At 61.5% G+C, this 25,793-nt stretch carries 21 protein-coding genes; 7 read left to right on the top strand and 14 right to left on the bottom strand.

What is annotated here, in order from left to right; translation table 11 throughout:
- Window positions 1-129: 129 nt before the first annotated feature.
- Both AC1RKI_RS27935 and AC1RKI_RS27930 read left to right on the top strand, forming a co-directional pair.
- Window positions 130-1,095, top strand: coding sequence for a LysR family transcriptional regulator (locus AC1RKI_RS27935; RefSeq protein ID WP_061955871.1), 966 nt, complete (start codon window positions 130-132; stop codon window positions 1,093-1,095).
- A gap of 102 nt (window positions 1,096-1,197) precedes the next feature.
- Window positions 1,198-1,515 carry an HAD family hydrolase gene (locus tag AC1RKI_RS27930; RefSeq protein WP_061955873.1) on the top strand — a complete coding sequence of 106 codons (318 nt, stop codon included), beginning with the start codon at window positions 1,198-1,200 and terminating at the stop codon, window positions 1,513-1,515.
- A 100-nt stretch (window positions 1,516-1,615) separates the two neighbouring features.
- On the opposite strand, the gene AC1RKI_RS27925 is transcribed toward AC1RKI_RS27930, so the two are convergent.
- The 4 genes from AC1RKI_RS27925 to AC1RKI_RS27910 form a co-directional block, all read right to left on the bottom strand.
- Entirely contained in the window at window positions 1,616-2,392 is a 777-nt protein-coding gene (locus tag AC1RKI_RS27925; RefSeq protein WP_061955875.1) for a fumarylacetoacetate hydrolase family protein, read from the bottom strand.
- 101 nt (window positions 2,393-2,493) lie between these two features.
- Entirely contained in the window at window positions 2,494-4,623 is a 2,130-nt protein-coding gene (locus AC1RKI_RS27920; RefSeq protein ID WP_492798168.1) for an acetate--CoA ligase family protein, read from the bottom strand.
- A gap of 131 nt (window positions 4,624-4,754) precedes the next feature.
- The gene (frc, locus tag AC1RKI_RS27915) at window positions 4,755-5,987 is read right to left on the bottom strand and encodes a formyl-CoA transferase (protein ID WP_061955879.1); all 1,233 of its coding nucleotides are present in this window, start codon (window positions 5,985-5,987) and stop codon (window positions 4,755-4,757) included.
- Between the two features lie 51 nt (window positions 5,988-6,038).
- A complete protein-coding gene (locus AC1RKI_RS27910; RefSeq protein ID WP_150981864.1) occupies window positions 6,039-7,793 on the bottom strand; it encodes a thiamine pyrophosphate-binding protein in 1,755 nt (584 codons plus the stop codon).
- Between the two features lie 378 nt (window positions 7,794-8,171).
- Between AC1RKI_RS27910 and sucC the strand changes: the two genes are divergently transcribed.
- Entirely contained in the window at window positions 8,172-9,383 is a 1,212-nt protein-coding gene (gene sucC, locus AC1RKI_RS27905; RefSeq protein ID WP_061955883.1) for an ADP-forming succinate--CoA ligase subunit beta, read from the top strand.
- Window position 9,384: 1 nt separating this feature from the next.
- Window positions 9,385-10,257 carry a succinate--CoA ligase subunit alpha gene (gene sucD, locus AC1RKI_RS27900; RefSeq protein WP_061955885.1) on the top strand — a complete coding sequence of 291 codons (873 nt, stop codon included), beginning with the start codon at window positions 9,385-9,387 and terminating at the stop codon, window positions 10,255-10,257.
- A gap of 136 nt (window positions 10,258-10,393) precedes the next feature.
- Here sucD and AC1RKI_RS27895 read toward each other — a convergent pair whose 3' ends face one another.
- Together AC1RKI_RS27895 and AC1RKI_RS27890 are read right to left on the bottom strand one after the other, a co-directional pair.
- Window positions 10,394-11,128: a GntR family transcriptional regulator gene (locus tag AC1RKI_RS27895; protein ID WP_061955887.1), complete on the bottom strand. Its 735-nt coding sequence runs from the start codon at window positions 11,126-11,128 to the stop codon at window positions 10,394-10,396.
- A 229-nt stretch (window positions 11,129-11,357) separates the two neighbouring features.
- A complete protein-coding gene (locus tag AC1RKI_RS27890) occupies window positions 11,358-12,374 on the bottom strand; it encodes a 2-dehydropantoate 2-reductase (RefSeq protein WP_150981862.1) in 1,017 nt (338 codons plus the stop codon).
- A gap of 229 nt (window positions 12,375-12,603) precedes the next feature.
- Here AC1RKI_RS27890 and AC1RKI_RS27885 point away from each other — a divergent pair, with 229 nt between their 5' ends.
- The 3 genes from AC1RKI_RS27885 (at window position 12,604) to AC1RKI_RS27875 (ending at window position 14,807) form a co-directional block, all read left to right on the top strand.
- Window positions 12,604-13,359 (top strand): TerC family protein, encoded by a 756-nt coding sequence (locus AC1RKI_RS27885; RefSeq protein ID WP_061955891.1) that lies wholly within the window; start codon window positions 12,604-12,606, stop codon window positions 13,357-13,359.
- Between the two features lie 69 nt (window positions 13,360-13,428).
- Window positions 13,429-14,118 carry a GntR family transcriptional regulator gene (locus AC1RKI_RS27880; protein ID WP_061955893.1) on the top strand — a complete coding sequence of 230 codons (690 nt, stop codon included), beginning with the start codon at window positions 13,429-13,431 and terminating at the stop codon, window positions 14,116-14,118.
- A 311-nt stretch (window positions 14,119-14,429) separates the two neighbouring features.
- Window positions 14,430-14,807: a DUF427 domain-containing protein gene (locus AC1RKI_RS27875; protein ID WP_492798171.1), complete on the top strand. Its 378-nt coding sequence runs from the start codon at window positions 14,430-14,432 to the stop codon at window positions 14,805-14,807.
- A gap of 135 nt (window positions 14,808-14,942) precedes the next feature.
- On the opposite strand, the gene AC1RKI_RS27870 is transcribed toward AC1RKI_RS27875, so the two are convergent.
- From AC1RKI_RS27870 to AC1RKI_RS27835, 8 genes are all read right to left on the bottom strand, one after another.
- On the bottom strand, window positions 14,943-15,128 hold the full coding sequence (locus tag AC1RKI_RS27870) for a hypothetical protein (RefSeq protein WP_061955897.1): 186 nt from the start codon (window positions 15,126-15,128) through the stop codon (window positions 14,943-14,945).
- A gap of 350 nt (window positions 15,129-15,478) precedes the next feature.
- Window positions 15,479-17,980: an ImcF-related family protein gene (locus AC1RKI_RS27865; RefSeq protein ID WP_492857674.1), complete on the bottom strand. Its 2,502-nt coding sequence runs from the start codon at window positions 17,978-17,980 to the stop codon at window positions 15,479-15,481.
- 216 nt (window positions 17,981-18,196) lie between these two features.
- Window positions 18,197-18,883: a hypothetical protein gene (locus AC1RKI_RS27860; protein ID WP_492798175.1), complete on the bottom strand. Its 687-nt coding sequence runs from the start codon at window positions 18,881-18,883 to the stop codon at window positions 18,197-18,199.
- On the bottom strand, window positions 18,861-20,054 hold the full coding sequence (locus AC1RKI_RS27855; RefSeq protein ID WP_492798177.1) for a hypothetical protein: 1,194 nt from the start codon (window positions 20,052-20,054) through the stop codon (window positions 18,861-18,863). Before AC1RKI_RS27855 ends, AC1RKI_RS27860 begins: the two co-directional genes overlap by 23 nt.
- Window positions 20,055-20,090: 36 nt before the next feature.
- A complete protein-coding gene (locus AC1RKI_RS27850; RefSeq protein WP_492798186.1) occupies window positions 20,091-21,362 on the bottom strand; it encodes an SEL1-like repeat protein in 1,272 nt (423 codons plus the stop codon).
- 90 nt (window positions 21,363-21,452) lie between these two features.
- The gene (locus AC1RKI_RS27845; protein WP_492798179.1) at window positions 21,453-22,727 is read right to left on the bottom strand and encodes an SEL1-like repeat protein; all 1,275 of its coding nucleotides are present in this window, start codon (window positions 22,725-22,727) and stop codon (window positions 21,453-21,455) included.
- A 4-nt stretch (window positions 22,728-22,731) separates the two neighbouring features.
- Window positions 22,732-24,657, bottom strand: a complete 1,926-nt coding sequence (locus tag AC1RKI_RS27840) for a phospholipase D-like domain-containing protein (RefSeq protein ID WP_492798181.1) — start codon at window positions 24,655-24,657, stop codon at window positions 22,732-22,734.
- 2 nt (window positions 24,658-24,659) lie between these two features.
- A partial coding sequence (locus tag AC1RKI_RS27835; RefSeq protein ID WP_492919064.1) for a DUF2345 domain-containing protein occupies window positions 24,660-25,793 on the bottom strand: 1,134 nt, incomplete at its 5' end.

Genomic DNA, 25,793 nt, shown 5'->3' with positions numbered 1-25,793 from the left:
AATGAGCGCGCCTGACATTGCGGCACGTTGTATTCGTGAATTGATGCTACTTCAAACTTAGATCAGCACGGCATAAAGTTTTTTATTATGATCATTGACGATCCTTTATAGATTGCAGGAACTCGTGCAATGAAAAATGCCACGCTGCGCCAGCTGAAAGTGTTCGAAACGGTGGCCCGTCACTTGAGCTTTTCACGCGCTGCCGAGGAGCTGCATCTCACCCAACCCGCTGTTTCCACACAGGTTCGGCAGTTGGAGCATCACGTGGGTCTGCCCCTGTTCGAGCAGCTTGGCAAACGCATCTACCTCACGCCCGCCGGCACGGAGATGCTCCACTACAGCCGCAGCATCATTCAGCAATTTCGTGAAGCCGAAGATGCGATGGCCCAGCTTAAGGGTATTTCCGGAGGCCGTTTGAATGTCGCGGTGATCAGCGCGGGCGACTATTTCTTTCCGCGCCTGCTTGCGGAATTCATGAATCGCCATGATGCGGTGACTTTAAATCTTGCAGTGCACAATCGCGAAGAATTATTACATCAGCTGGCGGGAAATCTGACTGATCTGGCGGTCATGGTGCGCCCGCCCGAGGGCATTGACACCATCGCGGAGTCGTTTGCGCCGCACCCTTATGTCATCGTGGCAGCACCCAATCACCCGCTGGTCGGGCAGCGCAACATTCCATTGGCCGGCCTTGCAGAAGAAGCGTTCGTTTCGCGCGAGAAGGGATCGGACACCTGGAACTCGATGCAGGAAGGTTTCGCAGGCCGGCTGTCGAACTTGCGCATCGCGATGGAAATCAAGAGCACTGAGACCATCAAGCAAGCGGTCATTGCCAACATGGGCATCGCCTTTCTGTCCGCACATACCGTGGGGCTGGAGTTGCAGACGGGCAAGCTGGCTGTGCTCGATATCGAAGGTTTTCCGGTGATGCTGAATTGGTACGTGGTCCATCGCAAGAACAAGCGGCTCCCGCCAGTGGCGCTCGCGTTCAAGCATTTCCTGATGGAAGAAGGTCACACGCTGATTCAGCAGATTACCGGCGTAGAAGGCCTAATCCGGCCGCGCCTGGCAAGTCATTCCATCCATAAGCAATGACTTATGATTTTTAGCTGAAACTTTAATTATCGTAAATCGTTCTCGCCGCCTAAGCTGCACACATACCACGGCTCACCATGAGTGCAACTTCAGGAGACGATCATGAACCACGTCCAGTCCGACGCGCCTGCCTTCACCGCAACCTCCCCGGCCAGCACCGACACGCAACGCCATGATCGTGAAGTCCATCTGGCAGCCTACAACGCCGCGTTCGCCGAGCTTGGGCTGCGCTTTCGCTGGGACATGCCGATGTTCGATTGGCTGTGCGGCATCGAATGCGAAAAGACCCGCGTCACGCGCTATATCGAGGAATATCACGCGCATCTGCTCCATGCCTATGATGCGCCGTTCCTCAGCCAGCTCATCTTCGACAAGAAGAACGAGTACATGAAAGCCAAGGACGGCATGGGCATGAACTGACAGCAAACTACGCGATGTGCCGGCCGGCGACCCGGCGGCACTGAAAGCGCCACGATCACAAAGGGCCCGCACGGGCCCTTGCTGCTTTTCCTCGCGTCGTTCATCCCTTGACGTGGTTCACCAGCGCGCCGATGCCGTCGATCGACACCTCGACCACGGCGCCGTCCTTCATCGATCCCACGCCCAACGACGTCCCGACCGCGATCACATCGCCTGGCATCAGCGTGAGATCCTGCGATATCCGGCTGACCTGTTCTTCGGGCGAAAAGATCATGTCCGACAGCGGATAATTCTGCCGCTCCGCACCATCGAGCCGCGTCACCACGCTGGCGCTGCGCCAGTCGAAATGCGTGACGATGGCCGGACCGAGGCAGCCGAACGTGTCATAGCCCTTCGCACGCGTCCATTGCGGAAAGTTGGGGTCCTCCGCGATGAGCTCCGCAGCGGTGACATCGTTCACCACCGTATAGCCGAAGATGCATGACGCCGCCTCGGACACGCTGACGTTGCGGCATTTCCTGCCGATGACGATGCCGAGCTCGCCTTCGTAGACGATCTTGCCGCGATAGCTGGGAGGCCGCACGATGGCGTCGCCCGGCCCCGCCAGCGAGGTGGCGGGCTTCATCAGAAACAGCGGATGCAGCGGCGCCGGCTTTTCCAGCTTTCGCGCCAGCGCATGAAAGTTGTTCCACAGCGCAACGATCTTTCCGGGCTCGCAGGGCGCAAGCAACTGCAGCTCGGCACGCGGTAGCACCGCGCCCGTAGGCATCGGGTCCGCATAGGGTGGCCCGTCGAAAACGATCACGCGATCGCCTTCCACGCGACCGAAACTGACACCGCCGCGAGGACTGCGGAAGCGAATCCAGACTTGCTGCATGGGCTCTCCTTGTACGCTTGTGCGAAAAGAAAAGCCCTCAACGGATAGCTGTTCCGTTGAGGGCCGACTACCGATCCATCATGCCAGCGCGGCTGCGCGCATCAGATCTTGCCCGCCCCCCTCGCCCACTTGTACTTCGCACCCAGCACGGCCACCGGGATTTCCGTCGAGTAGGCATAGGCAGGCACGCCATGCTCGTACAGATACTCGGCAGCCTCTTCGACCTGTACGTCGCCGGCAAGCGACGCGACGATTGGCTTCTCGATGCCCCGTGCGGCCATTTCCTCCTTCACTTCGATCACCAGCTTCGCAAACACCATCGGCGGCGTGATGATGGTGTGCCAGTAGCCAAGGATAATCGCGTGGATGCGCGGATCCTCGAGGCCGAGCTTGATCGTGTTCTTGTAGGTCGAGGGCGGCTCGCCGCCGGTGATGTCCACCGGATTGCCCGCGGCCCCGAACGGTGGAATGAACTTGCGGAAGGCGGCGTCCAGATCGTCAGGCATGGTCATCAGCGACAAGCCGTTGTCGACACAGGCGTCGGACAGCAGCACGCCAGAGCCGCCCGCACCGGTGATGATCACGACGTTTTCGCCCTTCGGCGTCGGCAGCTTCGGAATGCCCCGCGCGAATTCCAGCAGATCTCGCAGCGACCTGGCGCGGATCACTCCTGCCTGCTTGAATACGTCCTCGTAGATCTTGTCGTTGCCTGCCAGCGCGCCAGTGTGCGAACTGGCAGCGCGCGCGCCCAGGCTGGTGCGTCCCGCCTTGAGCACCACCACCGGCTTCTTCTTCGATACGCGCCGCGCCACCTCGGCGAACGAGCGGCCGTCTTTCAGATCCTCGCAATGCTGCGCAATGATCTCGGTGTTGTCGTCCTGCTCGAAGAACGTGAGCAGATCGTCCTCGTCGATATCGGACTTGTTGCCCAGCCCCACGATTGCGGACACGCCCATCTTCGCCGAGCGCGAAAAGCCGATGATGGCCATGCCGATGCCGCCCGACTGGGACGACAGCGCGGCCTTGCCCTTCACGTCGTAAGGTGTGCAGAACGTGGCGCACAGGTTCTTCGGCGTGTAATAGAAGCCGTAGATGTTGGGGCCCATCAGGCGGATATTGTGCTTGCGCGCAATGGCGACGATTTCGTCCTGGCCTTCGACGTTGCCGGTTTCCGCAAAGCCCGACGGAATCAGTACGGCGCCCGGGATGCCCTTCTTGCCGACCTCCTCCAACGCCTGCGCGACAAATTTGGCCGGGATGGCAAACACCGCCACATCGACATCGCCGGGCACGTCCAGTACGCTCTTGTAAGCCGTCATGCCCATGATCTCTTCGGCCTTGGGATGGATCGGGTAGATCTTGCCCTGGTAGCCGCCGTTGATCAGGTTCTTCATCACCGAGTTGCCGATCTTGCCGTCTTCGGCCGACGCGCCGATCACCGCCACCGTATCGGGCTTCATGATGCGGTTCATCTGGCGGACGATTTCATCCTGGCTGGGCCGATATTTTTCGGGATGCGGTGAATAATCGACCACGATGCGCACGTCTGCCGCGACGGCGCCATCCTTGCTGGCGAACACCGGATTCAGGTCCAGCTCCGAGATCTCGGGAAAGTCGCTGACCAGTTCCGATACACGTTGGATCATGCCGGCCAGCGCCTCGCGATTGGCGGGGTCGGCGCCGCGCACGCCCTTGAGCACTTCTGCGGCCGCAATGCCATCTAGCATGGACAGCGCATCGTCGTAGGTGGCCGGCGCCATGCGGAAGGTGATGTCCTTGAGCACTTCCACCAGCACGCCGCCCAGCCCAAACGCCACCAGCTTGCCGAACGACGGATCGGTCACGGCGCCGATGATCACCTCCTGGCCGCCGGTGATCATCTGCTGCACCTGTACGCCGATGATTTCCGCATTGGCGTTGTAGCGCTTGGCGTTATCGACGATCGTCCGATAGCCCTGCTCCACCTCGGCGGCCGATTTCAATCCGACCAGCACGCCGCCGGCTTCGGTCTTGTGCAGGATGTCCGGCGACACGATCTTGAGCACCACCGGAAAGCCCATCTTCGTCGCCAGTTCCACGGCGCCGGTGGGCGATTTGGCCACGCCTTCTCCCGGCACCGTGATGCCATAGGCGTCGCAGACCAGCTTGCCTTCGGGCGCGGTCAACGCATTGCGCCCTTCCTCCTTGACGGTCGCAAGAATCTTGCGTACCGCATCCTTGTTATGTGCCATGTCAGGTCTCCATCTGTTCCGGCGAGATTCCGGCTTGCGTATCGTTAGGCATGCAACGGGGCAGCCGCCCCGCGTGGAAACGCGGGCGGCATGCAGACTTCACGGGAGAAACTTCTGGAAAAAGGCCGGCGCTACACCGCCCCGGCGGCCTTCAATGCGGCAATCTGCGCCGGCGTGCGGCCCAGCCATTCGAGCACTTCATCGGTGTGCTCGCCCAACAGCGGCGAGCGTTCGACCTGCACCGGCGACGCCGACAGAGAAATCGGGCAACCCAGCTGCACATACTTGCCGCGTTCCGGATGGTCCAGTTCGACCAGATAGCCGCGCTCGTACAGCGAGCCATCCTCGATCAGGTCTTTCATCGAGAGAATCGGACCGCACGGCACATCGACCTCGTTCAACGCATCCATCACCTCGAACTTGGTCTTGGTCTTGGTCCACTTCTCGACGATGCCAAAGCATTCGCTCAGGCACTTCAGACGTGCCTCGGGCGTGGCGAACTGCGGATGGGTGATCAGATCCTCGCGTCCGCAGAGTCGCATCAGCGGCTCCCAGCCTTGCGGCTGGATGATCACGTAGACGTAGTCGTTGGCGCCGCCCGGAGCGCAGCGCAATGCCGCCCCCGGCTGGCCGCCGCCCGACGCGTTGCCGGCGCGCGGCACATAGTCGTGGAATTCGGCGTTCGGGTATTCCTTCAGCGGCCCCGCGGCCAGACGCTGCTGGTCGCGCAGCTTCACGCGGCACAGGTTCAGCACCGAATCCTGCATCGCCACTTCCACGCGCTGTCCACGTCCCGTGTGTTCGCGATGCAGCAGCGCAGCCAGAATGCCGACCACGCAATGCACGCCGGTGCCGGAATCGCCGATCTGCGCGCCGGTTACGGTCGGCACGCCGTCCTCGCTGCCGGTGGTGCTGGCCGAACCGCCCATGCACTGCGCGACGTTTTCATAGGCCTTGCAATCGGCGTACGGACCCGGGCCGAAGCCCTTGATCGATGCGTAGATCAAGCGCGGATTCAGCGACTGCAGGCGATCCCAGTCGAAGCCCGCGCGATCGAGCACACCCGGTCCGAAATTCTCGACCAGCACGTCGCAGCGCTGCACCAGGTCTTCGAGCAGCGCCTTGCCTTCGGGCGTCTTCATATTGAGCGTCAGGCTGCGCTTGTTCGAGTTCAGCATCGTGAAGTAGAGGCTGTCCGCGTTTGGCACATCGCGCAGCTGGCTGCGCGTGATATCGCCGCGCCCGGGCAGTTCCACCTTGATCACATCGGCGCCCAGCCAGGCCATCAGCTGTGTCGCCGACGGGCCGGCCTGCACATGGGTCATGTCCAGAATGCGGACCCCTTCCAGAGCCTTGTTGTTCATGGCGTTGTCTCCTTGAGTATTCTCGTGAAGGCAATGTCTGTGCAGACGGCCTTATTTGTACATGGTCTGGTTCTTGGTGCCCGGCGCGTATTCGCGCGGATCGACCCAGATATTGATCACGGCCGATTTGCCGGTCTTGGCGATCGACTCGCGCCCACGCTGCAGTGCGCTGGCGATCTGGCCCGGATCGCGCACTTCCTCGCCGTATCCGCCCAGCATCTCGGCGAACTTCGAGAACGGCACGTCCGACAGCAGATTCCCGACATTGCCGCGCTCGTCGCCATACTTGGCCAACTGGCCGTAGCGGATCTGGTTCATCGCGGAGTTATTGCCGATCACGGCCAGATACGGCACGCCAAAGCGATTGGCGGTTTCCATATCGAACGCGGTCATGCCGAACGAGCCGTCGCCGTAGTAGCACAGCACTTCCTTGCCCGGATTGGCCAGGCCCGCCGCGATGGCAAACCCGGTGCCGACGCCCAACGAGCCCAGCGCGCCCGGATCCATCCACTGGCCGGGATTGCGCGGGCGCACGGCCTGGGCGGAGATGGTCACCACGTCGCCGCCGTCGCCGATATAGATCGTGTTGTCGGCCAGGAACTCGTTGAGTTCATAGGCCACGCGATACGGGTGGATTGGGGTGTTCTCAGACTTGAACAGCGGCATCAGCTTTTCCGTTGCCACCGCTTCGGCTTCCATCAACTGACCCATCCACTTCTTGCGCGCCTGGCGCTTGTCGTTCTTGATGCGCCCGCTCGCCGCCTGCAGCACCGCGCCCAGGATTGCGCCGGGATCGCCCACCAGGCCGAGATCGATCTCGCGATTCTTGCCAACGGTGCGGTAATCCATGTCGATCTGCACCAGCGTGATCTCCTTGCTGATGCGCTTGCCGTAGCCCATGCGGAAATCGAACGGCGTACCGACGATGATCAGCACATCGGCATTGGCGAATGCCTGCGAGCGCGTGCGGTCGAAATGATGCGGATCGCCCGGCGGCAAGAGGCCGCGCGCCGCGCCGTTGAAGTAGCCCGGAATATCTAGGCCGCGCAGCAGCGCGATGGCTTCTTCATGGCCGCGTGCGGTCCACACCTGCTGCCCGTAAAGGATGGCAGGACGCTCTGCGTTGACCAGGATGTCGGCCAGCTTCTCGATATCGTGCGGATCGCCCACCGACCTGGTCGACGCGCGATAGTGACCCGGGCGCGGGATGACCGCGCGCGACAGATCGACCTCGCGATCAAGCACGTCACGCGGAATTTCCAGGTAGGCCGGGCCAGGCGCGCCGTTGAAGCATTCGCGCGCAGCCATCGAGATCATGTCGGCCACACGCTCAGTGCTGGGAATGCTGGCGGAAAACTTGGTGATCGGCGCCATCATGTCCACATGCGGCAGATCCTGCAGCGAGCCCATCTTGTGCTGGCTCAGCGCGCCCTGGCCGCCGATATGGATGATCGGGCTTTCCGAACGGAATGCCGTCGCCACGCCGGTGACCGCATTGGTGCAGCCCGGGCCGGCGGTCGTCACAACACAGCCAAGCTTGCCGGTCTGGCGCGCGTAGCCGTCTGCGGCATGCGCGGCCACCTGCTCGTGTCGCACGTCGATGATGCGAATGCCCTCATCCACGCAGCCGTCATAGATATCGATGATGTGGCCGCCGCACAGCGTAAAGATCGTATCGACGCCCTCGTTCTTCAGCGCTCGCGCCACCAAGTGGCCGCCTGATACGACACCCGCTTCGCGGGACTTTTGCTTCAGCGTGTCTTCGGCCGTGGTCGAGTCGGGCCGGGTGGATACGACAGCGGACATGTCTTGGTCTCCTCATTGGACTTGGGAATCGCCGATCGTTACGCATTGGAAAGCGGTCGATCTTGATGACATACGGTATGTGATATACCACCAAACAACAAGGAGAAAATGCAGCGCGGTTCCGACTTTCCATGACGCAGCGCGGCAATCGGTTCTGGGGATATCGCGTTAACCCGCACGATATAAGGGAGTGCGATCAATGTGAGGGCATTGATGCGAAACCGTTTTAGGTCGCTCGGTGCCGCTTTTCCTCATCTCCCCTATCGCGATTTCGCTTGATTTTCTTGTTGATATATTACATACCATATTTCACGTCATGGAGAATCGAACAGGCGGGCCCCGACCTGCGGCACGTGACGCCAACAAGCGAGGAGACACGTGAACATTCACGAATATCAGGCAAAGGAATTGCTCAGGCGCTACGAGGTGGCCGTCCCGCATGGCTGCGTGGCGTTTACTCCTGACGAAGCCGCGCATGCGGCGCGCAAGCTCGGTGGGCCGGTGTGGGTGGTGAAATCGCAGATCCACGCCGGCGGGCGCGGCGCCGGACGGTTTGTCGGCGATGCTTCCGGCAAAGGCGGCGTGCGCGTGGTCAAGTCGATCGACGATGTCCGTGCCAATGCGGCGCAGATGCTCGGCAAGACGCTGGTGACCAAGCAGACCGGGCCCGCCGGCCGCGAAGTGCGCCGACTCTATATCGAGGAAGGTTGCGACATCGCCCGCGAGCTGTATTTAGGGATGCTGATCGATCGTGCCACATCGCGCATCACGATCATGGCTTCCACCGAAGGCGGCATGGAAATCGAGGAAGTGGCCGCGCAAACGCCCGAGAAAATCCTCAAGGTGGCGATCGACCCTGCCAGCGGCATCCAGCCGTTCCACGCGCGGCGCCTGGCCTTCGGTCTGGGTCTGTCCGGCAAGCAGGTTGGCGCGGCGACGCGCTTCATTCTGTCCGCGTATCGCGCGTTCACCGAACTCGATGCATCGATCGTCGAGATCAATCCGCTCGTGGTGACGGGCAGCGGAGACGTCATCGCGCTCGACGCCAAGTTCAATTTCGACGACAACGCACTGTTCCGCCATCCCGACATCGACGCGATGCGCGACGAAAGCGAGGAAGACCCGGCGGAATCCGAAGCCGCCCGGCATGCGCTGAACTACGTGCGCCTGGACGGCAATATCGGCTGCATGGTGAACGGTGCGGGCCTTGCCATGGCAACCATGGACATCATCAAGCTCTACGGCGGCGAACCGGCCAACTTTCTCGATGTGGGCGGCGGCGCCACCAAGGAACGCGTGACCGCCGCGTTCCGCCTGATCCTTGCCGACCCCAAGGTCGAAGGCATCCTGGTGAACATTTTCGGCGGCATCATGCGCTGCGACGTGATCGCCGAAGGCGTGGTCGCCGCGGCGCGCGAGGTGGATCTCACGGTCCCGCTGGTCGTGCGGCTGGAAGGCACCAATGTCGACCTCGGCAAGAAGATCCTGCGCGATTCCGGCTTGCCGATCTTGTCGGCCAACCATCTGGCCGATGCGGCCGAAAAAGTCGTGGCCGCCGTGCGCGCCGTGCAATCGAAAGGAGGCAAGTGACATGGCCGTTCTGATCCACCGCGACACACGCGTGATCTGCCAGGGATTCACCGGCGCGCAGGGCACCTTCCATTCCGAACAGGCACTCGCTTACGGCACGAAAATGGTGGGCGGCGTCACCCCCGGCAAAGGCGGCGAATCGCATCTGGGCCTGCCGGTATTCGACACCGTTGCCGCGGCTGCCCGGGCGACCGGCGCGGATGCGTCGGTCATCTACGTACCGCCGCCCTTCGCCGCCGATGCGATCCTGGAAGCCGTCGATGCCGGCATTGGGCTGATCGTCTGCATTACCGAGGGCATCCCCGTGCTCGACATGGTGCGCGTCAAACGCGCGCTGTCGGGCTCGTCGAGCCGGCTGGTGGGGCCTAATTGTCCCGGTGTGATCACGCCGGGACAGTGCAAGATCGGCATCATGCCGGGCCATATCCATACGCCGGGCAAGATCGGCGTGGTTTCGCGCTCGGGAACGCTGACCTACGAGGCGGTGGCGCAAACCACGGCGGCGGGCCTTGGACAATCAACCTGCATCGGCATTGGCGGCGATCCCGTCAATGGCACCGATTTCATCGATTGCCTGGAAATGTTCCTGGCCGACGATCAAACCGAAGGCATCATCATGATTGGCGAGATCGGCGGCTCGGCCGAGGAAGACGCCGCGCAGTTTCTGCGCGACGCCCGCACGCACAAACCGGTGGTCGGGTTCATTGCCGGCACCACTGCGCCGCCGGGACGACGCATGGGCCATGCGGGCGCCATTATTTCGGGCGGCGCGGGCACCGCGGAAGCGAAGATCGAGGCCATGCGCGCCGCGGGTATCCACGTTGCCGCGTCGCCCGCGGAGCTGGGGCAGACCATGGCGGCCGCAATGCGCTAAGCGCCGCGGCGGCGGACGAAAGAAAGGCGCGGCATGTCCGCGCCTTTTTTGCTGCGCATCGCCAAGCGTCCGATTGATCGGACGATGATTCGGCAATGGGCAACGAAAGACCTCGCGCCGCTTTGGCGATCGACGTTCAGTCGAGGAAATCGCAGTTTTTTTCCACGTACTCGGCCAGATCCAGCGAGTGCTGGCGCACCAGGCGTTCGGCCAGTTCGGTGTCGCGATTTTCCAGCGCTTCGATGATGCGCAGATGGTCAACGATCGAACGCGCCGCGCGGTCGCTTTGCGAGATGGTCATCTTCCGGATCGCGCGAACATGGACAAAAATATTCTTGATCTGGTCCATGATGATCTGCGACTTCGACAACTGCACGATGGCCTGATGGAAGGCGATATTGGCATCCGAGTACTCCTCGATATGCTCGGCGGGCGTGGCGTCGCGAAAACTGTCGAACATATGCCGCAGACGGCCGATCTCCTCGTCGGACGCGTGCTGCGTGGCCAGCCGCGCGGCCATGCTTTCCAGCGCAGCCCAGACCTGAATCATCTCGACGATTTCGCGCTTGGTCTTGCGCGTGATGTAGATGCCGCGACGCGGCACCGTGCGCAGAAATCCTTCCTGCTCCAGCAGGGTCATCGCCTCGCGGATCGGCGTTCGGCTGACGCCCAGCGCTTCGGACAGCACGCGTTCATCGAGCCGGACTTCCTCGCGCGACTGATAGATATCGGCATCGGCAATCGCCTGGCGCAGCATCGCGTAGGCCTGGTCGCGCAGGCTGGCGCCGGCGTTGATCGGTTGCAGCGAAAGGGACAGGCCGCCTTGCGGCGCGGCCTGGGGCTGGATTTCGGGTTGGCTTTGGGCAGACATGAATGCACTCGTCAATGGCCGGCGCCCCGAACGCCAAGTTGGCGTCCGGCGGCACACACCCTTTTATGAACGTCATTGCGTTGAGTTTGGCATGGCGCCATGCGAATTGCTCATCAATCTGGCGCCATGCCGCGCGCTTGCCATCATAAAGGGACGGGTCCGGCCTTTCGTATATGGTATATCACTATGACCAGACTGCCGAAGACTGCCAGCACACGGGCCGCTGCTTTCACGCCGCCCGCGCCACCTTGGCGTCGGGCGCGCGTTCGGCCACTGCCGTCTGCGCCATGCGGTCCCGCTGCTTGATCAGTCCGAGCACGGCGTCGATCATCGGCGTCGGCTGCCCAGTCATGCGGCCCATTTCCTGCACCACGGTCAGCAGCGGATCGATTTCCATCGCCCTGCCCGCTTCCAGGTCCTGCAGCATCGACGTCTTGTGCGCCCCCACCGAGCCGGCCCCATCGATGCGGCGTTCCACGTCGACGCGAAAGTGCACGCCGAATCGTTCGGCAATCGCCTTCGCCTCCAGCATCATCTGCCTGGACAGCGCGCGCGTGGCGGGATCGGACGTGATGACATCGAGCGTGGCATGCGTCAGCGCGCTGATCGGGTTGAAGCAGAGATTGCCCCACAGCTTGAGCCAGATTTCATCGCGGATGTTGTCGCGTACCGGCGCATCCATATCGGCCTTGACCATCCATTCCGAAAGGCGCACGACGCGTTCGGAGCGGCTGCCGTCCGGCTCTCCGATCGGAAACTTTTTGCCATATACGTGCTTGATCACGCCGGGCGCCACGATTTCGGCGGCCGGATACAGCACGCAGCCGATGGCGCGATCCGGGCCCAGGCCCCGCCATTGCGTGCCGCCGGGATCGACGCTTTCCAGCGTGCGGCCGGCAAACTCGCCGCCGTGCTCGTGGAAATACCAATAGGGAATGCCGTTGACGCCGGTGACCACCGCGGTGTCCGGTCCTAGCAAAGCTTGCATGGAGCCAACTACGCCCGGCACCTGATGGGCCTTGAGCGTAATGAATACGTAGTCCTGCGGACCGAGTTCGCGCGGATCGTTGGTACAGCGCACCTTGGCCACACGCTCCTCGCCTTCGATCTGCAGTCGGACGCCGTTGGCCTGCATGGCCGCAAGATGGGGGCCGCGTGCGATGAAACTGACATCGGCGCCGGCCAGCGCCAACTGTGCGCCCATATAACCGCCGATCGCGCCGGCACCGTAGATACAAATCTTCATGGGGTTGTCTCCTCGATGGTTTTTGATACGGATATGTTGGTATATCACATACTATATTTCACTCTCACGGTTCCACAACCCACTTATTGCAGCGGGTCGCCTTTTTGGTGCTGTATTGGCTTCGTGGGTGCCGCGCTGTGCGCTACCATGTCTCGCGTCGTCCGCTTGTCGTCGCCACGTGGGCCCTCTTCGGCCCCCATCCACGAACGTTTCGGAGCCTCGAGTCCGCATGCAAACGCTGCTTGAACTGGCGCGCGATCCGGCCGCCTGGGCCGCACTGGCCACTTTGGTCGCCATGGAGATCGTGCTCGGCATCGACAACCTGATCTTCATTTCGATCCTGACCAACAAGCTGCCCGAAGAGACGCGCGAGAAAGCACGCCGCATCGGCATCGGCCTGGCGCTGATCCTGCGGCTGGGCCTGCTGGCGACGATCGCGATCATCGTGGCCCTGACCGAACCGGTCTTCACGGTGTTCGGCAAGGGCTTTTCGTGGCGCGACATGATCCTGATCGCTGGCGGCGTGTTTCTGGTCTGGAAGGCCACGCGCGAGATCCATCAGCACGTGGCGCCGGAACCAGAACACGAGGGCGCCGCGCTGGCGCGCGCCGTGCCGGGCTTTGCCGCCGCAATCGGCCAGATCCTGGTGCTGGACCTGGTGTTCTCGATCGACAGCATCATCACCGCCGTCGGCATGACCGATCACGTGCCGATCATGTTCGTCGCCGTGATCGCCGCCGTGACCGTGATGCTGGTAGCAGCCGGCCCTCTGGCCAATTTCATCAACAAAAATCCCACCATCGTCATGCTGGCGCTGGCGTTCCTGATCATGATCGGCATGACACTGATCGCCGACGGGCTCGGCCACCATGTGCCCAAGGGTTACATCTACACGGCCATGGCGTTTTCGACGGCAGTGGAAGGGTTGAACATGCTGGCGCGGCGGCGACGCGCAAAGGCCCGGGACAGCACATCGTCGACCTAGCACACTGGTGAGGCGGATGCGCGACGCGGTATGATGGCTGTCCTGCTGTCATCCCTACATCACGTTTTCATGCTTCCCACGGACCTCGCCGGCACCGACGGCGATCAGAGTGCCTCCCTGCCACGTTCGGAACGGGCCTATCAACAGCTGCGCGCGGCGATTCAGGCCGGCCAGCTGCCGCCGGGCACGCGCCTGCGTGAAGTCGAACTGGCGGAATCGCTCGGCTTGTCCCGTACGCCGGTTCGCGAGGCACTGTCGCGCCTGGAGTCCGAAGGCCTGGTCGTCAACGAGCCAAATCGCGGCATGATGGTGACCCGGCTCGACGCGAGCATGGTCAGCGAGTTGTACGTGATGCGTGAGGTGCTGGAATCCACCGCCGCGGCGCTGGCGGCGCGCCATGCAACCGACGTGGAGATCTCGCTGCTGCGCGATATTGTCGAGCGCGACCTCTCTTTTGCCGATGATCCCGACCGGCTGGCAATGAACAACCGGCTGTTCCACGAGACGCTGCATCGCTGCGCGCACAATCGATATCTGTTGAAAACGCTGCGCTCGCTGCACGAATCGATGGCGTTGCTTGGCCGCTCGACGCTGGCGGTACCGGGTCGCGCGCGCGGATCGTACGAGGAACACATGTCGCTGGTCGAAGCATTGGAAGCCCGCAATCCGGAACAGGCGGAACAGATCGCGCGTCGCCATATCCAGCAGGCGTACAAAGTGCGGTTGTCGCTGTGGATCGAGGAACAGTCGGGCATGTAAGCGGACGCAAACACGGCCGCCCCGCGCCGATATGCACGACAAATAGCCCCGTCATTCGGGGCTATTGTTTTATGGGGCCGAAAAGTGTGTTCCGCTGGCGCCCTTTTTTGCAATGACCATAACCGCTATCGTGCTTGGCAGGACCGGGGCTCTCTCTCCCCTTGGTCTCACGTCACCCTCCGTGGCGGTTTTTTCATGATTGGCGCTGGCGCGAACGGCAAATTGTTCGTCCGCACATTCCGTCGGCGCGGGGCGCGGCAGATTGCCGCGCCTGGTTTTTTTCGACTTTGCGTGCCAAACCGAGGTCCATCATGACAAACAAGCCCGTCAAGATTCCCGCCAACGACCATCCCATTTCGATCGCCCCACAGCCTGGCCGCGTGGTGGTCACGGCAGGCGGCCGCGTCATTGCCGACAGCCGACGTGCGCTGACACTGAAGGAAGCGTCGTATCCGCCCGTACACTACATCCCGCGGGCTGACGTCGATATGACGCAGTTGTCCCGCACCACCCACAGCAGCTACTGTCCGTACAAGGGCGACGCCGCCTATTTCAGCATCTCCGCTGCCGGCGCGCGCGCCGACAATGCAGTCTGGACTTACGAACACCCGCACGACGCGGTGGCCGAAATCGCCGGTTTCGTCGCGTTCTACCCGGATCGCGTGGACGGCATCGAAATCCGCGAATAACGGGCAACGCAAGACAGCCCAAAAAGGCCACGCAAAAAAACCGGCCGCCGCACACCTGGATTCGGTGTGCGGCGGCCGGTTTTTCAATGCTTGCGGGCGCTAGTGGAGCCGCCCGTTTTTGTCTGCCTGGGCCGATCAGCCGTTGGCGTAGACCACCTTGGCCTTGCGCGCTTCGTTCTGCAGACGGGTGAAAACGTTCTGCACGGCGGCGATCACGCGCTTCACATCGTTAGCAAAACCCAGGCTTTGCGTGCCCAGTTCGCGCTCGATCAGGTCGCGTTCGAGTTGATCGGTCAGCTTGATATCGGATTGGGTGTTCATGGCGTCCTTCCTTTCAGGGATAACCCTTATGGGGTTTTCCCGAATTGTAGCAGACGCTTTGTCGCATTGCAGCATTAGGTAATAGTGCGTATGCAATCGCGCAACAGCGGGCGTGAGAAGCCACGTACCAAGCGCTTTTCAATGCGAGACGGATCGTTAGCTACTATTTGTGCATTTTGATGCACTTAAAATCGCTGCTGTATTTGAATTCAGTGCGATTACTTGCGCGTTGCCGCCGTCATTCCGGCTAGAGCCAGCGACTCCCTGCCCACAAAGATCCGCTCCGGCATCCGCAGATTGCGCAGCTCCAGCGCTTCCAGCGGGCCCCGCCCAACGGCCGCGCGCATCTGTTAGCGGATCGGATATAGCATGTCAGCCGGTGCGGCAAGCCGGGCTGCGCGCGGCAGCAGGCTTTCTGAATGCTCCGGTCGATCGGCCGCGTCTGCCGACTCACTGTCGTTCTTGCCTTGGCCTGCAACTAAGGTGTCGGGAACAGCCTGAAACGTAAGCTGGACCGTCGCGCTATCCACAGGCGTCACCCGCGCATGCTCCAGCATGCGGATCCAGGCCCAGACACCTTCGGTCTCAAAGCTTTTGTTCGTGCTGGCGGTCTCGGTTTGCCATTGCAGCAACGTGCGCGGCGCTTGCAGGTTGTTTGCCGGCCATGTCATGGACTGCCAGGTTTCGCGCTGGTTGTAGTAGTGCAGCGTCTGGTTATCGATCGTCAGCACGGTGTCAGTCAGGCCCGGCGTCGGAATCGGCTTGAGTTCGAAGCGGTACTGGGGGTCGCCTTGCACCAGCAGATGGGCGCCCACGCGCTGCAATATGTTGATGAACTGAAGGAAAGCCGGGTCGAAGGCCAGCCCGTGCGCGCCGCTGCCGACGGGCACCCATTGGTCGCCCTGCAACACCAGCACGCCGGCCAGTTCGGCCATCAGAAAGGCATTGATCAGACCGCTCTGCGGGCGGATATGGCGCGCCAGTTCGGGCAGCGATGCGTCATTGGCCGTGTCGGCGAAGGGATAGCGGCTGGCAAATGCACGGTTCCACGGCAGGGCGATGGACTGCCGCCACGCCTCGTTGAGGCTGGCCTGCGCCGGTTGCAGGACGGATTGCAGTGCCTGGGCGATCGGGTGCACGAACAGCGTGTCGCCCATGCCGGCCCATTCGGCACCGAGGCTTGCCGCCATGAGCTGGCCATAGGCTTGCGTGTCGGCCAGATCCGATCCTTTGCCCTGGAACAGCGACTGGGCCATCTGCCGCGCCTGCATGTCGGCGTCCGCACTGTTGGTCAACTGCTGCAGGCGCAGACGCACTGCGGTGATCCGGTCGAGATAGCGCTGCAAGCTCAAGTCGCTGCTGCCACTACTGCCACTACTCCCACCACCCTGCCCGGGTTGCCCCACCAGCCGCAGCACCGGACCAAAGGCCGCCGCGAGCGGGCCGGCCGGATCCGGCCTGGCGGCTTCGGGGGCCTCGTCCTTCTTGCCCAGAATCCCCTGCGCCTTGGCCACGAGGGTGTCCGACAGGGAATCCCTGTGCGCACCGGCGCCGCCCTGATACGCGAGCGACTTCATGAGCGCGATAACGGGCGACTGGCGCGCGTCGGCCATCAGCTTGAGTTGATCGACCACACCGGGCAGCGTCGCGGCCGGCTCCCACTGCATCCCGTTCATGAACTGCTGCCAGTGCTCGGCGTAGTCGGCGAAGTACCGCTCAGTCAGCGCTTTGCGGAAATCCGCAGCCGTTGCGCTCGACATCTGCCGTGCCGGCTGCGGCTTGCCATCGGTGATCACCCAGTCATTCGCCACGTCCTGGCGCTTGGCGGCCTTCTCGATGGCGGCCTCTACGTAGCCCTCATAGGCCTGTCGCGTAAAGACACCCGGCACGGTCGCCGAGGCACGCAGCAGCCCGCGCGGGTCTGTGCCCGACGTCAGCGCTGCCAATGTCTGATCGGGATACTTGGCGCCGGCGCCATCGAGGAGGTTCTGGTAGACCGTATCGACAGCATTGCGCTCGCCGATCACGGCCAGCAGCGTCTGACGCGCGCCGGCCACCAGATCAGAGCGCGGCTCGATACGCCAGGCCGGATTGACCTTGAGGTGTTCGGCGTAGAACTTGGCGAATCGCTCGGCCAGGTCCTGTCTCTGTCCTGGAGTGATTCTGGCATCGGTGGACCAGTGCGCTGCCAGTTTCTGCGACAGGAACGCAGGCTCCACCCGCGCCGGGTGAGCCAGCATCAGGTAAGCCTTGAGCGTGTCGCGCCCATCCAGCGCCCACTTGGCGGTTTCCTCGCTCAATCCATCCGTCCGCAATTGCGAGAGATCGACCAACGTGGATTCGAGGTTTTGCGCCACGGGCGTCACCAGGATGTCCTGGCTGGCCTTTGCGTACGGCTTCCACAGCGCGGCCAGCACCTCCGGGTCACGGTTCAGGCCAAAACGCGTGAAGATCGGCGCGTGATGCTGGACGCGGTACTCGTAGCGGAGGATCTGCTGCTGCAGCGTGTCGAGGGCTTTGAGGCGCGCGGCGGCGGTGGAGGCAGATTGGACGTCGTGCACCGCTTGCTGGGCGGATTGGAGGTCGTGCTCATTGCGCAGGCCTGAGATGAGCATGGCGGCAGTCCATAGCCCGATCGCTAGCAGCGCAAGCCAGGCACAGATCGTCAGCGGATGCCAGGCGGTGTGGCGGCCGGGCTGACTGCGCGCAGCGTCGGCCAGGTATTGCCAGATCGGCAAATCGGTGTCGGCGTCCTGGCTTCCCTCGAGCCCGAACGCCGGAGCAAAACCGACTCCGCGAACCAGCAGTTGCCCGCGGGCAGCACCTGCGAGTCCAGCCAGCCACTCCGCCAACGCCTTGCTCCGGTCGTCCAACCGTTGGGAAAGCTTACCGAGATAGCGTTCTTGGCCAGTCTGCGGCAATTGCGCCAGACTGCGGCGCGATAGTTCACAACGCAGGTTTTGCAGCGCTGCCTCGACAGACCTGGCGTTGGCATGCCCCGGCATACCGCAAAAGACTACAGGGGCGTCTCCGATGGATGACGCGCTGGTCGGTCCAACTTCCAGCGCTTAAAGGGGGGCGGACCAGCGCAAGATCTCGGCGATGCGCGCCAGGCGAATGCCAGGTGCGTCGGTGCCCCGCCGCTGTGTCGGCAGGTCCTTGTCGCCATCCGTCACGAGCACGACAGCGTCAATGGGTCGACGGCGACGTAGCCTGCATACGTGCTTGAGCCACGCGGCGTCGGATTGGCCGTCGGCACCCGATCGGCCCCACAACAACACGGCATCGCTGCTGACCGACCACCCTTGCTCCCTCAGATTTGGAAGTAGTCGGCCAATTGCGGCGTTGTCGCCGTTTAGCATCAACCAGGGCAATTTATAGCGCCAGCGCCAACCAAAATCCGCCCGCAGTACAGCGCGCAGATTGCCCAAGCCTTCCAGCTCGGCGGCTTGCGCGGACTTTGCTGCAAAAACAGCCTTGTCCTTAGCCTCGGGCGGCTCCAGGCCCTGCTCCTTGGAGGCATCCTGCATGGCGAGCCGTGTTTGTCGCCGCCCGGGGAGTTCAACGACAAGCAAAGCCGTGACGATAAGCATCACGGCACCCAATTGCAGGCCGTACTGGGCAAACCAGTTCTGCAGATCTTGCAAGCTCACTGTCCAAAAGACAAAGGCAATCAGAGCCCCCAAGGCGCCAATCAAGACCAGCCAGCGACCCAACACGTAATTTTTCAATTTATGCTTCCTTGCCCGATTCATGCGCTGGTGTTCCAGTCACCACGCACAGCTGGATCGTCTCGTTATCCCTCTCTTTCCAGGCAACCAAATGCGAGCCGGCCGCTTCGGTTGCTGCTTCTAGTGCCGTGCCAAGTGCGATCCAGCCGCTGACTGGCCCCGGCAAGCCGATCATATGGTCTAGCTGACGATCGACTCGCTGATCCGGAGCAAGCTGGTGAAGCGTTGATGTGATGACGGCGGATTCCTCACCGCACCCTGAAAACCAGAGATGTGTAAGTCGGTTGCCTTCGAGTTGCATGGCAACGAGTTGCGCGAGGTCCTCGTTCAACATATCGCTGCCTGTGATCATGGGACGAAGAATGGAGCCGGCCTCCGGCGCAACCTGTCTCACCGGCTTTGTGGCATGCGCAGAAGGCTCGATAAGGATCCCCACGGCACCCTCGCTGAAGTTGCCAGGCGCATCGCCCGCATCCCATAGCTGTATGGCCACCATCAGGCGGGCGATACCATCAATGGTGTCAACCTGCTCAGTGATCCATTCCGCGCAATCAGCCGCCTTCGCGGCCTCCACACTGACATCAATCCCTGGCATCGCACTCGTGAACACCTTTGCTGCATCGGCCGCCCCCAAATCCACGGCCGTGCTATCAAAGGTATCGAGAACAAGCACGACATGGACTGCCCGCAAACCCTCGAGCGCAGGCCGGAATCGATCCGCAATGAGATAAAGGATGCGCATGAAACGCGATTCATCCGTATCGGGCTTCAGCCATGCAAAGCCCACCGCTCGCTGCAGATTCACAGGCAGTTCAGTACCCGTTCTGCCCAGCTCGATTGCGCTCTCCTTCACCGGTAAAAATGTCGCAACGTGCCGGATGACGCGATGTCGACGCGACCACGTACTCCAAAGCAATTTGATACGCGCGTGTTCACGCTCCGCCTCCTCGGCCAAAAGTTGCTCGCGCTGCCATGGAACTAATTTCCAGCCGAGTACAAGGCAGGCCACGATAATCGGCACCCCGACCAGTTCTCCCCAGAAAAGCATGTCGCGCGTCGCTTTACCTGCAGGCCAGAATCTGAGCACCAGCGCTGCCGATGCTGCCGCGAACGTAAGCGAAACGGGAAGCCAGACACGCAACGGGAATGGCTCGGGGCGCTTGATTGCGCTTAGCTTCGGAACTGGCCAGGACATTCAGTGGAACGGTGAGTGCATGGAATCGCCGGCCGGTCAGGCATCGACGTCGTAGGAGATCAATTGCCAGCCGACATCCGATACGTGTTGGCGCTTGCCAAGTAACCGATCAAGACCGGGTATCAGCCGCGGGTCTTCATAAACCAGTGGCGGCATCACGTCGCCTTCCTTGAAGTACCGCGTGGCGTCCGGCTTGATGCGGGCCACATGGGGCACGCACCAGCGTCCACCCTGCGGGCATCGCTCTCCCGTCCGGACTTTCGTGCCAAGCGGCAGGCGTTCGGTCTTGCTCGAAGTGGTGAGCGGCAGGCCGGTCGCTGGATCGAGATTCTTTTCTTTGGCAAGTCGCTGAACAAGCTCGTCGGCGGGCTTCTGCGGCGGCACAGCCGCATCCTGTTCCTTCTGCCACTGGAAAGTACCGTCCCACTCCGGCAGCTTGGCCGGCGGCAGCGGCACGATCTTGTCGATGTCCGGTACCTTCGGGTTGCGGCCGTCGTTGGCAATGAGGAATTTCCAGATTGCCTTGTAGCGGCGGGAACGTTCGGCATCAAAAGGTAATGCTAAGTAATTAAGCTCGTCGCTCTGCGGCGGTCCATTGAACCCCCCCTCCAGGAAGGAAGCCGCTTGTGAATTGCCGGCAGCGACACCAATCTGAAACGCTCGGACAGCTTCTGGGAACAACCTTTTGTTCTGACGGTTGATACCAAGCATATTCGCTGCTTCCCCGTAACCTTGGACGGCTGCGCACTGCCGCATTTGAAGGGCAACTTCAGGGGCCATATCTGCCGGAGCCAGTTTCTCGCCAACGTATGCCTGGGCCTCCGGGCTACCCAAGTCCGCCGCTTTGCGAAAGTAGCGCAGGGCCAGTTCGCTATCCTGCGTCACGCCGTAACCCCATTCCAGATAGTGACCCATGTCGAAGTACCCCCCGGGAACACCCTGGCTAATCAACTGCGCTGCAAGATCAATGGTTTCCCTGGACGGAGCAGGCGAATCCGCAAAACCCTGCGAAACGAGCAACTGCAGGTTGTGGTTGGCTTTGTAGTGCCCGTGCGCTGCCGCGATCCGGTAGTAGCGCGCCATCTCGTTGAAGTCTTTCGGCCCAGGCTGCTTCTGGAGATGACGCGCGTACAAGAACAGGCTATCCATCTGTGGATCCAGTGGCGGCAGGTGGTCGGTTTCTCGCATGCACGTAAAGGCCAGGTTGGCGCGCACGGCACCAAGATCAGGTGGCGAAGGCAACGAATTCTCCTTGTTTGAGCAAGCGCAGATCAGGAGCGTAAGCGAGATGGGAAGCCAGACACGCAACGTGAATGGCTCTGGGCGCTTGATTGCGCACAGCTTCGGAACTGGCCAGGACATTCAGTGGATCAGTGAGTGCATAGAATCGCCGACCGGTCAGGCATCGACGTCGTAGGAGACCAATTGCCAGCCGACATCCGATATGCGCTGGCGCTTGCCAAGTAACCGGTCAAGACCCGGTATCAGGCGCGGATCTTCATAAACCAGCGGCGGCATCACGTCACCTTCCTTGAAGTACCGCGTCGCATCCGGCTTGATGCGGGCCACATGCGGCACGCACCAGCGTCCGTCCTGCGGGCATCGCTCTCCCGTCCGGACTTTCTTGCCAAGCGGCAGGCGTTCGGCCTTGCTCGAAGTGCCGAGCGGCAGGCCGGTCGCTGGATCGAGATTCTTCTCCCTGGCCAGTCGCTGCACCAGTTCCTCGGCGGGCTTCTGTGGCGGCACAGCCGCATCCTGCTCCTTCTGCCACTGGAAAGTACCGTCCCACTCTGGCAGCTTGGCCGGCGGCAGCGGCACGATCTTGTCGATGTCCGGTACCTTCGGGTTGCGGCCGTCGTTCGACTTGATGAACTTGTGGATCAACTTATAGCGATGCGAGCGCTCCGCGTCACGATCAAGCGCCAGAAAATTCATCCGATCAGATTGTGGTGGCCCCTTAAATCCCTCTTCCAAAGCGAGCGCCGAGAGCGAATTTCCGGCCTTGACCCCTTGCTGAAATGCAAGAATTGCTTCGACAAAATTCTTCTTGTGCTGACGATAAATCCCCAGCGTATTGGCGGCATCACCATATCCCTGGTCAGTGGCGCATTGCCGCATTTTAAGTGCGATCTCCGGTGCCTTGTCGAAAGGAGCAAGAAGGTTGGCAATATATGACTGGGCTTCCGGATTCCCCAAGTCAGCAGCTTTGCGGAAATAGCGCAGGGCCAGTTCGCTATCCTGCTTCACGCCATAGCCCAATTCCAGATAGTGGCCCATGTCGAAGTACCCCCCGGGAACACCCTGGCTAATCAACTGCGCTGCAAGATCAATGGTTTCCCTGGACGGAGCAGGCGAATCCGCAAAACCCTGCGAAACGAGCAACTGCAGGTTGTGGTTGGCTTTGTAGTGCCCGTGCGCTGCCGCGATCCGGTAGTAGCGTGCCATCTCGTTAAAGTCTTTCGGCCCCGGCTGCTTCTGGAGATGACGCGCGTACAGGAACAGGCTATCCGTCTGCGGATCCAGTGGCGGCAAATGGTCGGCCTCAGCGGTACAGGTAAAAGCCAGGTTGGCGCGCATAGCGCCCACGTCGGGTGACGAAGGCAATGAATTCTCCCTATTTGAGCAGGCGCAGATGAGAAGAGACAGTGAGCAGATCAGAAGACTACGGTTCATGGTTTCAGTCCGCATAGCTCCGATCCTTGGCCGTCCGCATGAAACCCACCAGAGATGCAAGCGGGCGTTGTGATGGATCAGTTAGCAGCACAGAATTGCCATGGATAATACGATCCCACACCTCAAAAGCCTCCACCGGATCATCCTGCGCCCCCAACCCATTCGTATGAATGTCCCACAGCCGCCTGCGCAGTGGCTGGGTCACGCCCATGTGCTCATGACAGATGTTCAGTTCACTGTCCGCCATCATGCTGCGCGTGTTGATATTGGCCGAGCCGATGGTCGTGAACACGTCATCCACGATCATGAGCTTGGCGTGCACGTAAACGTAGTCCCATTTCCCCGGCGGGGAATCCGGCGCCACTAGCGAACAAACGTGGACCTTCAGCCCGGGAATCTCGACGGACGGTATCCGCTTGCTTTCGTCCGCGTTGGCCTGCTGCCGCTGCTCCAGTTCCGCCACCTTCGCCTGCGCAGCCGCTTGCGCCTGCGGCGAGGTCGCTCCGGCAGCTTGCGTGCGTGCCGCCTCCAGTTCCACCTTCAGTTTGTCGGCCCGCTCATCGCGCGCCACACCCGGAATCGTGTCGGCACGGCCCAGGGCATCCAGCATTCGATAAGTGTTGACGGTCCCCGCGCCGATGCCCGCATCGTTGTCATTCGTCACCACAAACAGGTGGATCGGCCCATGCTTGCCCGGGTCCCGACCCCGCTTAACCTGTTCGGCCGCCGCCGCCTTGATCTTCTCGGCCAACGGTGGAAACCGAAAATACTGGTTCTCGATGTAGATGAACTGCGTGGCGTTGTTCACGGCATTCATGTACATCGATTCGATGTCCCGCTTTCCTTTCTGCGCCTGGGTGCGCAGGATCTGCGCCATCACCGGGGTATCGCAGTCGCGTCGCAGTTGCAGTTTCTCCGCAATGCCTTCGCGCGCCTTGCCAAGGCTCTGGCCCGTTGCATCGTCCCATGCCTGACAGAAGTTCCTGTTCAGGTATTGCAGCACCGGCCCCGTGACCCGCGCAGAAATGTCTTGGCGAGGGTGCTCGCCGTTGCGCCCCATCCTGGGATGCATCCGCACGTAGCTATGATCATTGCGGTCCCAATAGGTATCCAGCATGTTGTGACCCATGACGAAGCCAAGCGCCTGCTCTGGCAGCTCGTAATCCACCAGGACCATCTTCTGATGGTGGGTGGGCTCTGCTCCCATCGCGGCGCTGTTCGTCGCCTTGGTTTTTGCGTCGCGCTGCGAATCCTTGCCAAACAACCAGGTCTGAAAGGCGATCAGCGAGCGATCCCACGGGTCAAAGCCCCGCGTCGCAAATTCAATGCCGTCGAAAGGCTTGAAGCCAAACAGCGAGCTCGCCAGCCGCTTCCCCAGCTTCTCCGCCAGTGCACGCTCCAGCCGCTTGTTGTCTTTGGTGACGTTGTTCAGATTCACCCGCCGAAACCATTCCAGGTCAAATTCCCGCTGAAAGGATTTTTGATAGTCGCGCGTCACCATCGACATGCCTGGCAATGCGAGAAACCAGTCGGGTAGATGGGGTTTCGCCATCGTGGCAAAATTGTTGCCCGGCATATTGTTCTCGCTCCACTCAGCCATATGGATATCGTCCTGCCAGCAGAGCAGGCGTACGCGTACTCCCTCGGCCCCCTTGCGGGCCAGCAACTGCCCGATCGACACGGCATCGCGATCGCCCCGCTTGAAGTACATGGACGGCTGAAACCCCCAGCAGATGATGTCGACAGAGCGGCGCGCTGCCGCGATGGCGTCATAGACCACGCCGAACGCCTCCTCGCCGTTCACCAGTGGCTTGAAGGTGGATTGCGCCGGACAATACTCGGTGCGCTGTACAAACCACGGCAGAGTAATCGTCGCGCTGTTCGTGCGCGACAGCGCAATGGGTGTAACGATTGGCTTTTGCTCGGACATCGTCAGGCTTCCGGGTTAGGGTTGAGCAGATCGTTATAGGCCTGGCGATGCACGGCTCGGTCTGCCTGATTCACGTTCTCTTCGGGGACGCCCTCGTGAAAGTGAAAGCCCAGATTCGCAAGCTCGCCGTTGCCTGCATCCCCGCGGTATTCTTCCGGCACCGGCAGGTCATGCGTCACGCCATTTGCCATTTGCAAGGTGTATTTTTTTGTTGTAGGTGCGTGGTCCACCAGAAGTTCACCGGTGTCGTCCATCACGCCTTGTCGCACTACGACACCATCAGCCAGCAACGTGTACGGCATGCTCTTTGTTAGAGCCCCGGTCGCAGCGGGCGAGGCTGCCGCACGAAGCACGAGGGGACGTGTAGGCATTGCCATAACGCTTGGGTGATTGAGGTTGAGCGGAATGTGGTATGACTCCGCACCTTTTTTCTGCATCGTGATGAACTTGTAGATCAGGTCGCCTGGGCCGCCCAGGGTGATATTGCCGCCGGACAATTTCACGAACGCCCCACCACAGCTGAGGATCAGTTCCTTGGCTGCCGCAATATTTACCGTTCCGTTCACACTGGCGACCGTTACGTCTTTGTCGGCGAGCAAGGACATCAGGTCGCTCTGTGCCTGGATTTCGACAGGCCCCTTGCCTGCGAACAGCTTGATCCCCAGCGTCTGCGCGAACATCGAGACCAATTCGCCTGCGGCCACCGTCCAGCGCTTGACTGCGGTCATATCGACATTCTTGCCAGCCACCGTCGACACATTGTCAGCCGCAGCAATCTGAACGCCACGCCCCGAAACAATGCCGACGGAAGCGGGGGCAGTTGCAAGAATCGCCGGCTTCTTCAGTCCGCCAAACTCCTCATTGACCTGCTTCTGAGCGTCCGTATCCGCCGGCGCCGCGTTAGCGGTCGCGGCCGATTCAGCCAACGATTTCGCGATCGCCAGCGCGCTTTCCAGTTGGGCGATCGTCTGCTGCATGTCCAGTTGCTGGCCGCCTGCGTCGGGCTGGTCGTGGGCGGTGAGGAGCATCCCCCTGCCCGCCCGCAAAGCCCCCCACCCCGACGTCCGCAACTCAAAACCTTCCCCACGCTTCTGGCGCTTGTGATCGACCAGATAGCCCATGTTGAGCTGCGTCTT

The organism is Cupriavidus sp. GW822-FHT06G04, assembly GCF_058799075.1.
This window is presented reverse-complemented; position numbering and strand designations above follow the sequence as displayed.

Excerpts from the sequence above, each read along its gene's own strand:
- AC1RKI_RS27935 (WP_061955871.1), top strand. The coding sequence starts at position 130 with ATGAAAAATGCCACGCTGCGCCAGCTGAAAGTGTTCGAAACGGTGGCC.
- AC1RKI_RS27930 (WP_061955873.1), top strand. The coding sequence starts at position 1,198 with ATGAACCACGTCCAGTCCGACGCGCCTGCCTTCACCGCAACCTCCCCG.
- AC1RKI_RS27925 (WP_061955875.1), bottom strand. The coding sequence starts at position 2,392 with ATGCAGCAAGTCTGGATTCGCTTCCGCAGTCCTCGCGGCGGTGTCAGT.
- AC1RKI_RS27920 (WP_492798168.1), bottom strand. The coding sequence starts at position 4,623 with ATGGCACATAACAAGGATGCGGTACGCAAGATTCTTGCGACCGTCAAG.
- frc (WP_061955879.1), bottom strand. The coding sequence starts at position 5,987 with ATGAACAACAAGGCTCTGGAAGGGGTCCGCATTCTGGACATGACCCAT.
- AC1RKI_RS27910 (WP_150981864.1), bottom strand. The coding sequence starts at position 7,793 with ATGTCCGCTGTCGTATCCACCCGGCCCGACTCGACCACGGCCGAAGAC.
- sucD (WP_061955885.1), top strand. The coding sequence starts at position 9,385 with ATGGCCGTTCTGATCCACCGCGACACACGCGTGATCTGCCAGGGATTC.
- AC1RKI_RS27895 (WP_061955887.1), bottom strand. The coding sequence starts at position 11,128 with ATGTCTGCCCAAAGCCAACCCGAAATCCAGCCCCAGGCCGCGCCGCAA.
- AC1RKI_RS27890 (WP_150981862.1), bottom strand. The coding sequence starts at position 12,374 with ATGAAGATTTGTATCTACGGTGCCGGCGCGATCGGCGGTTATATGGGC.
- AC1RKI_RS27885 (WP_061955891.1), top strand. The coding sequence starts at position 12,604 with ATGCAAACGCTGCTTGAACTGGCGCGCGATCCGGCCGCCTGGGCCGCA.
- AC1RKI_RS27880 (WP_061955893.1), top strand. The coding sequence starts at position 13,429 with ATGCTTCCCACGGACCTCGCCGGCACCGACGGCGATCAGAGTGCCTCC.
- AC1RKI_RS27875 (WP_492798171.1), top strand. The coding sequence starts at position 14,430 with ATGACAAACAAGCCCGTCAAGATTCCCGCCAACGACCATCCCATTTCG.
- AC1RKI_RS27870 (WP_061955897.1), bottom strand. The coding sequence starts at position 15,128 with ATGAACACCCAATCCGATATCAAGCTGACCGATCAACTCGAACGCGAC.
- AC1RKI_RS27860 (WP_492798175.1), bottom strand. The coding sequence starts at position 18,883 with ATGAATCGGGCAAGGAAGCATAAATTGAAAAATTACGTGTTGGGTCGC.
- AC1RKI_RS27855 (WP_492798177.1), bottom strand. The coding sequence starts at position 20,054 with ATGTCCTGGCCAGTTCCGAAGCTAAGCGCAATCAAGCGCCCCGAGCCA.
- AC1RKI_RS27845 (WP_492798179.1), bottom strand. The coding sequence starts at position 22,727 with ATGAACCGTAGTCTTCTGATCTGCTCACTGTCTCTTCTCATCTGCGCC.
- AC1RKI_RS27840 (WP_492798181.1), bottom strand. The coding sequence starts at position 24,657 with ATGTCCGAGCAAAAGCCAATCGTTACACCCATTGCGCTGTCGCGCACG.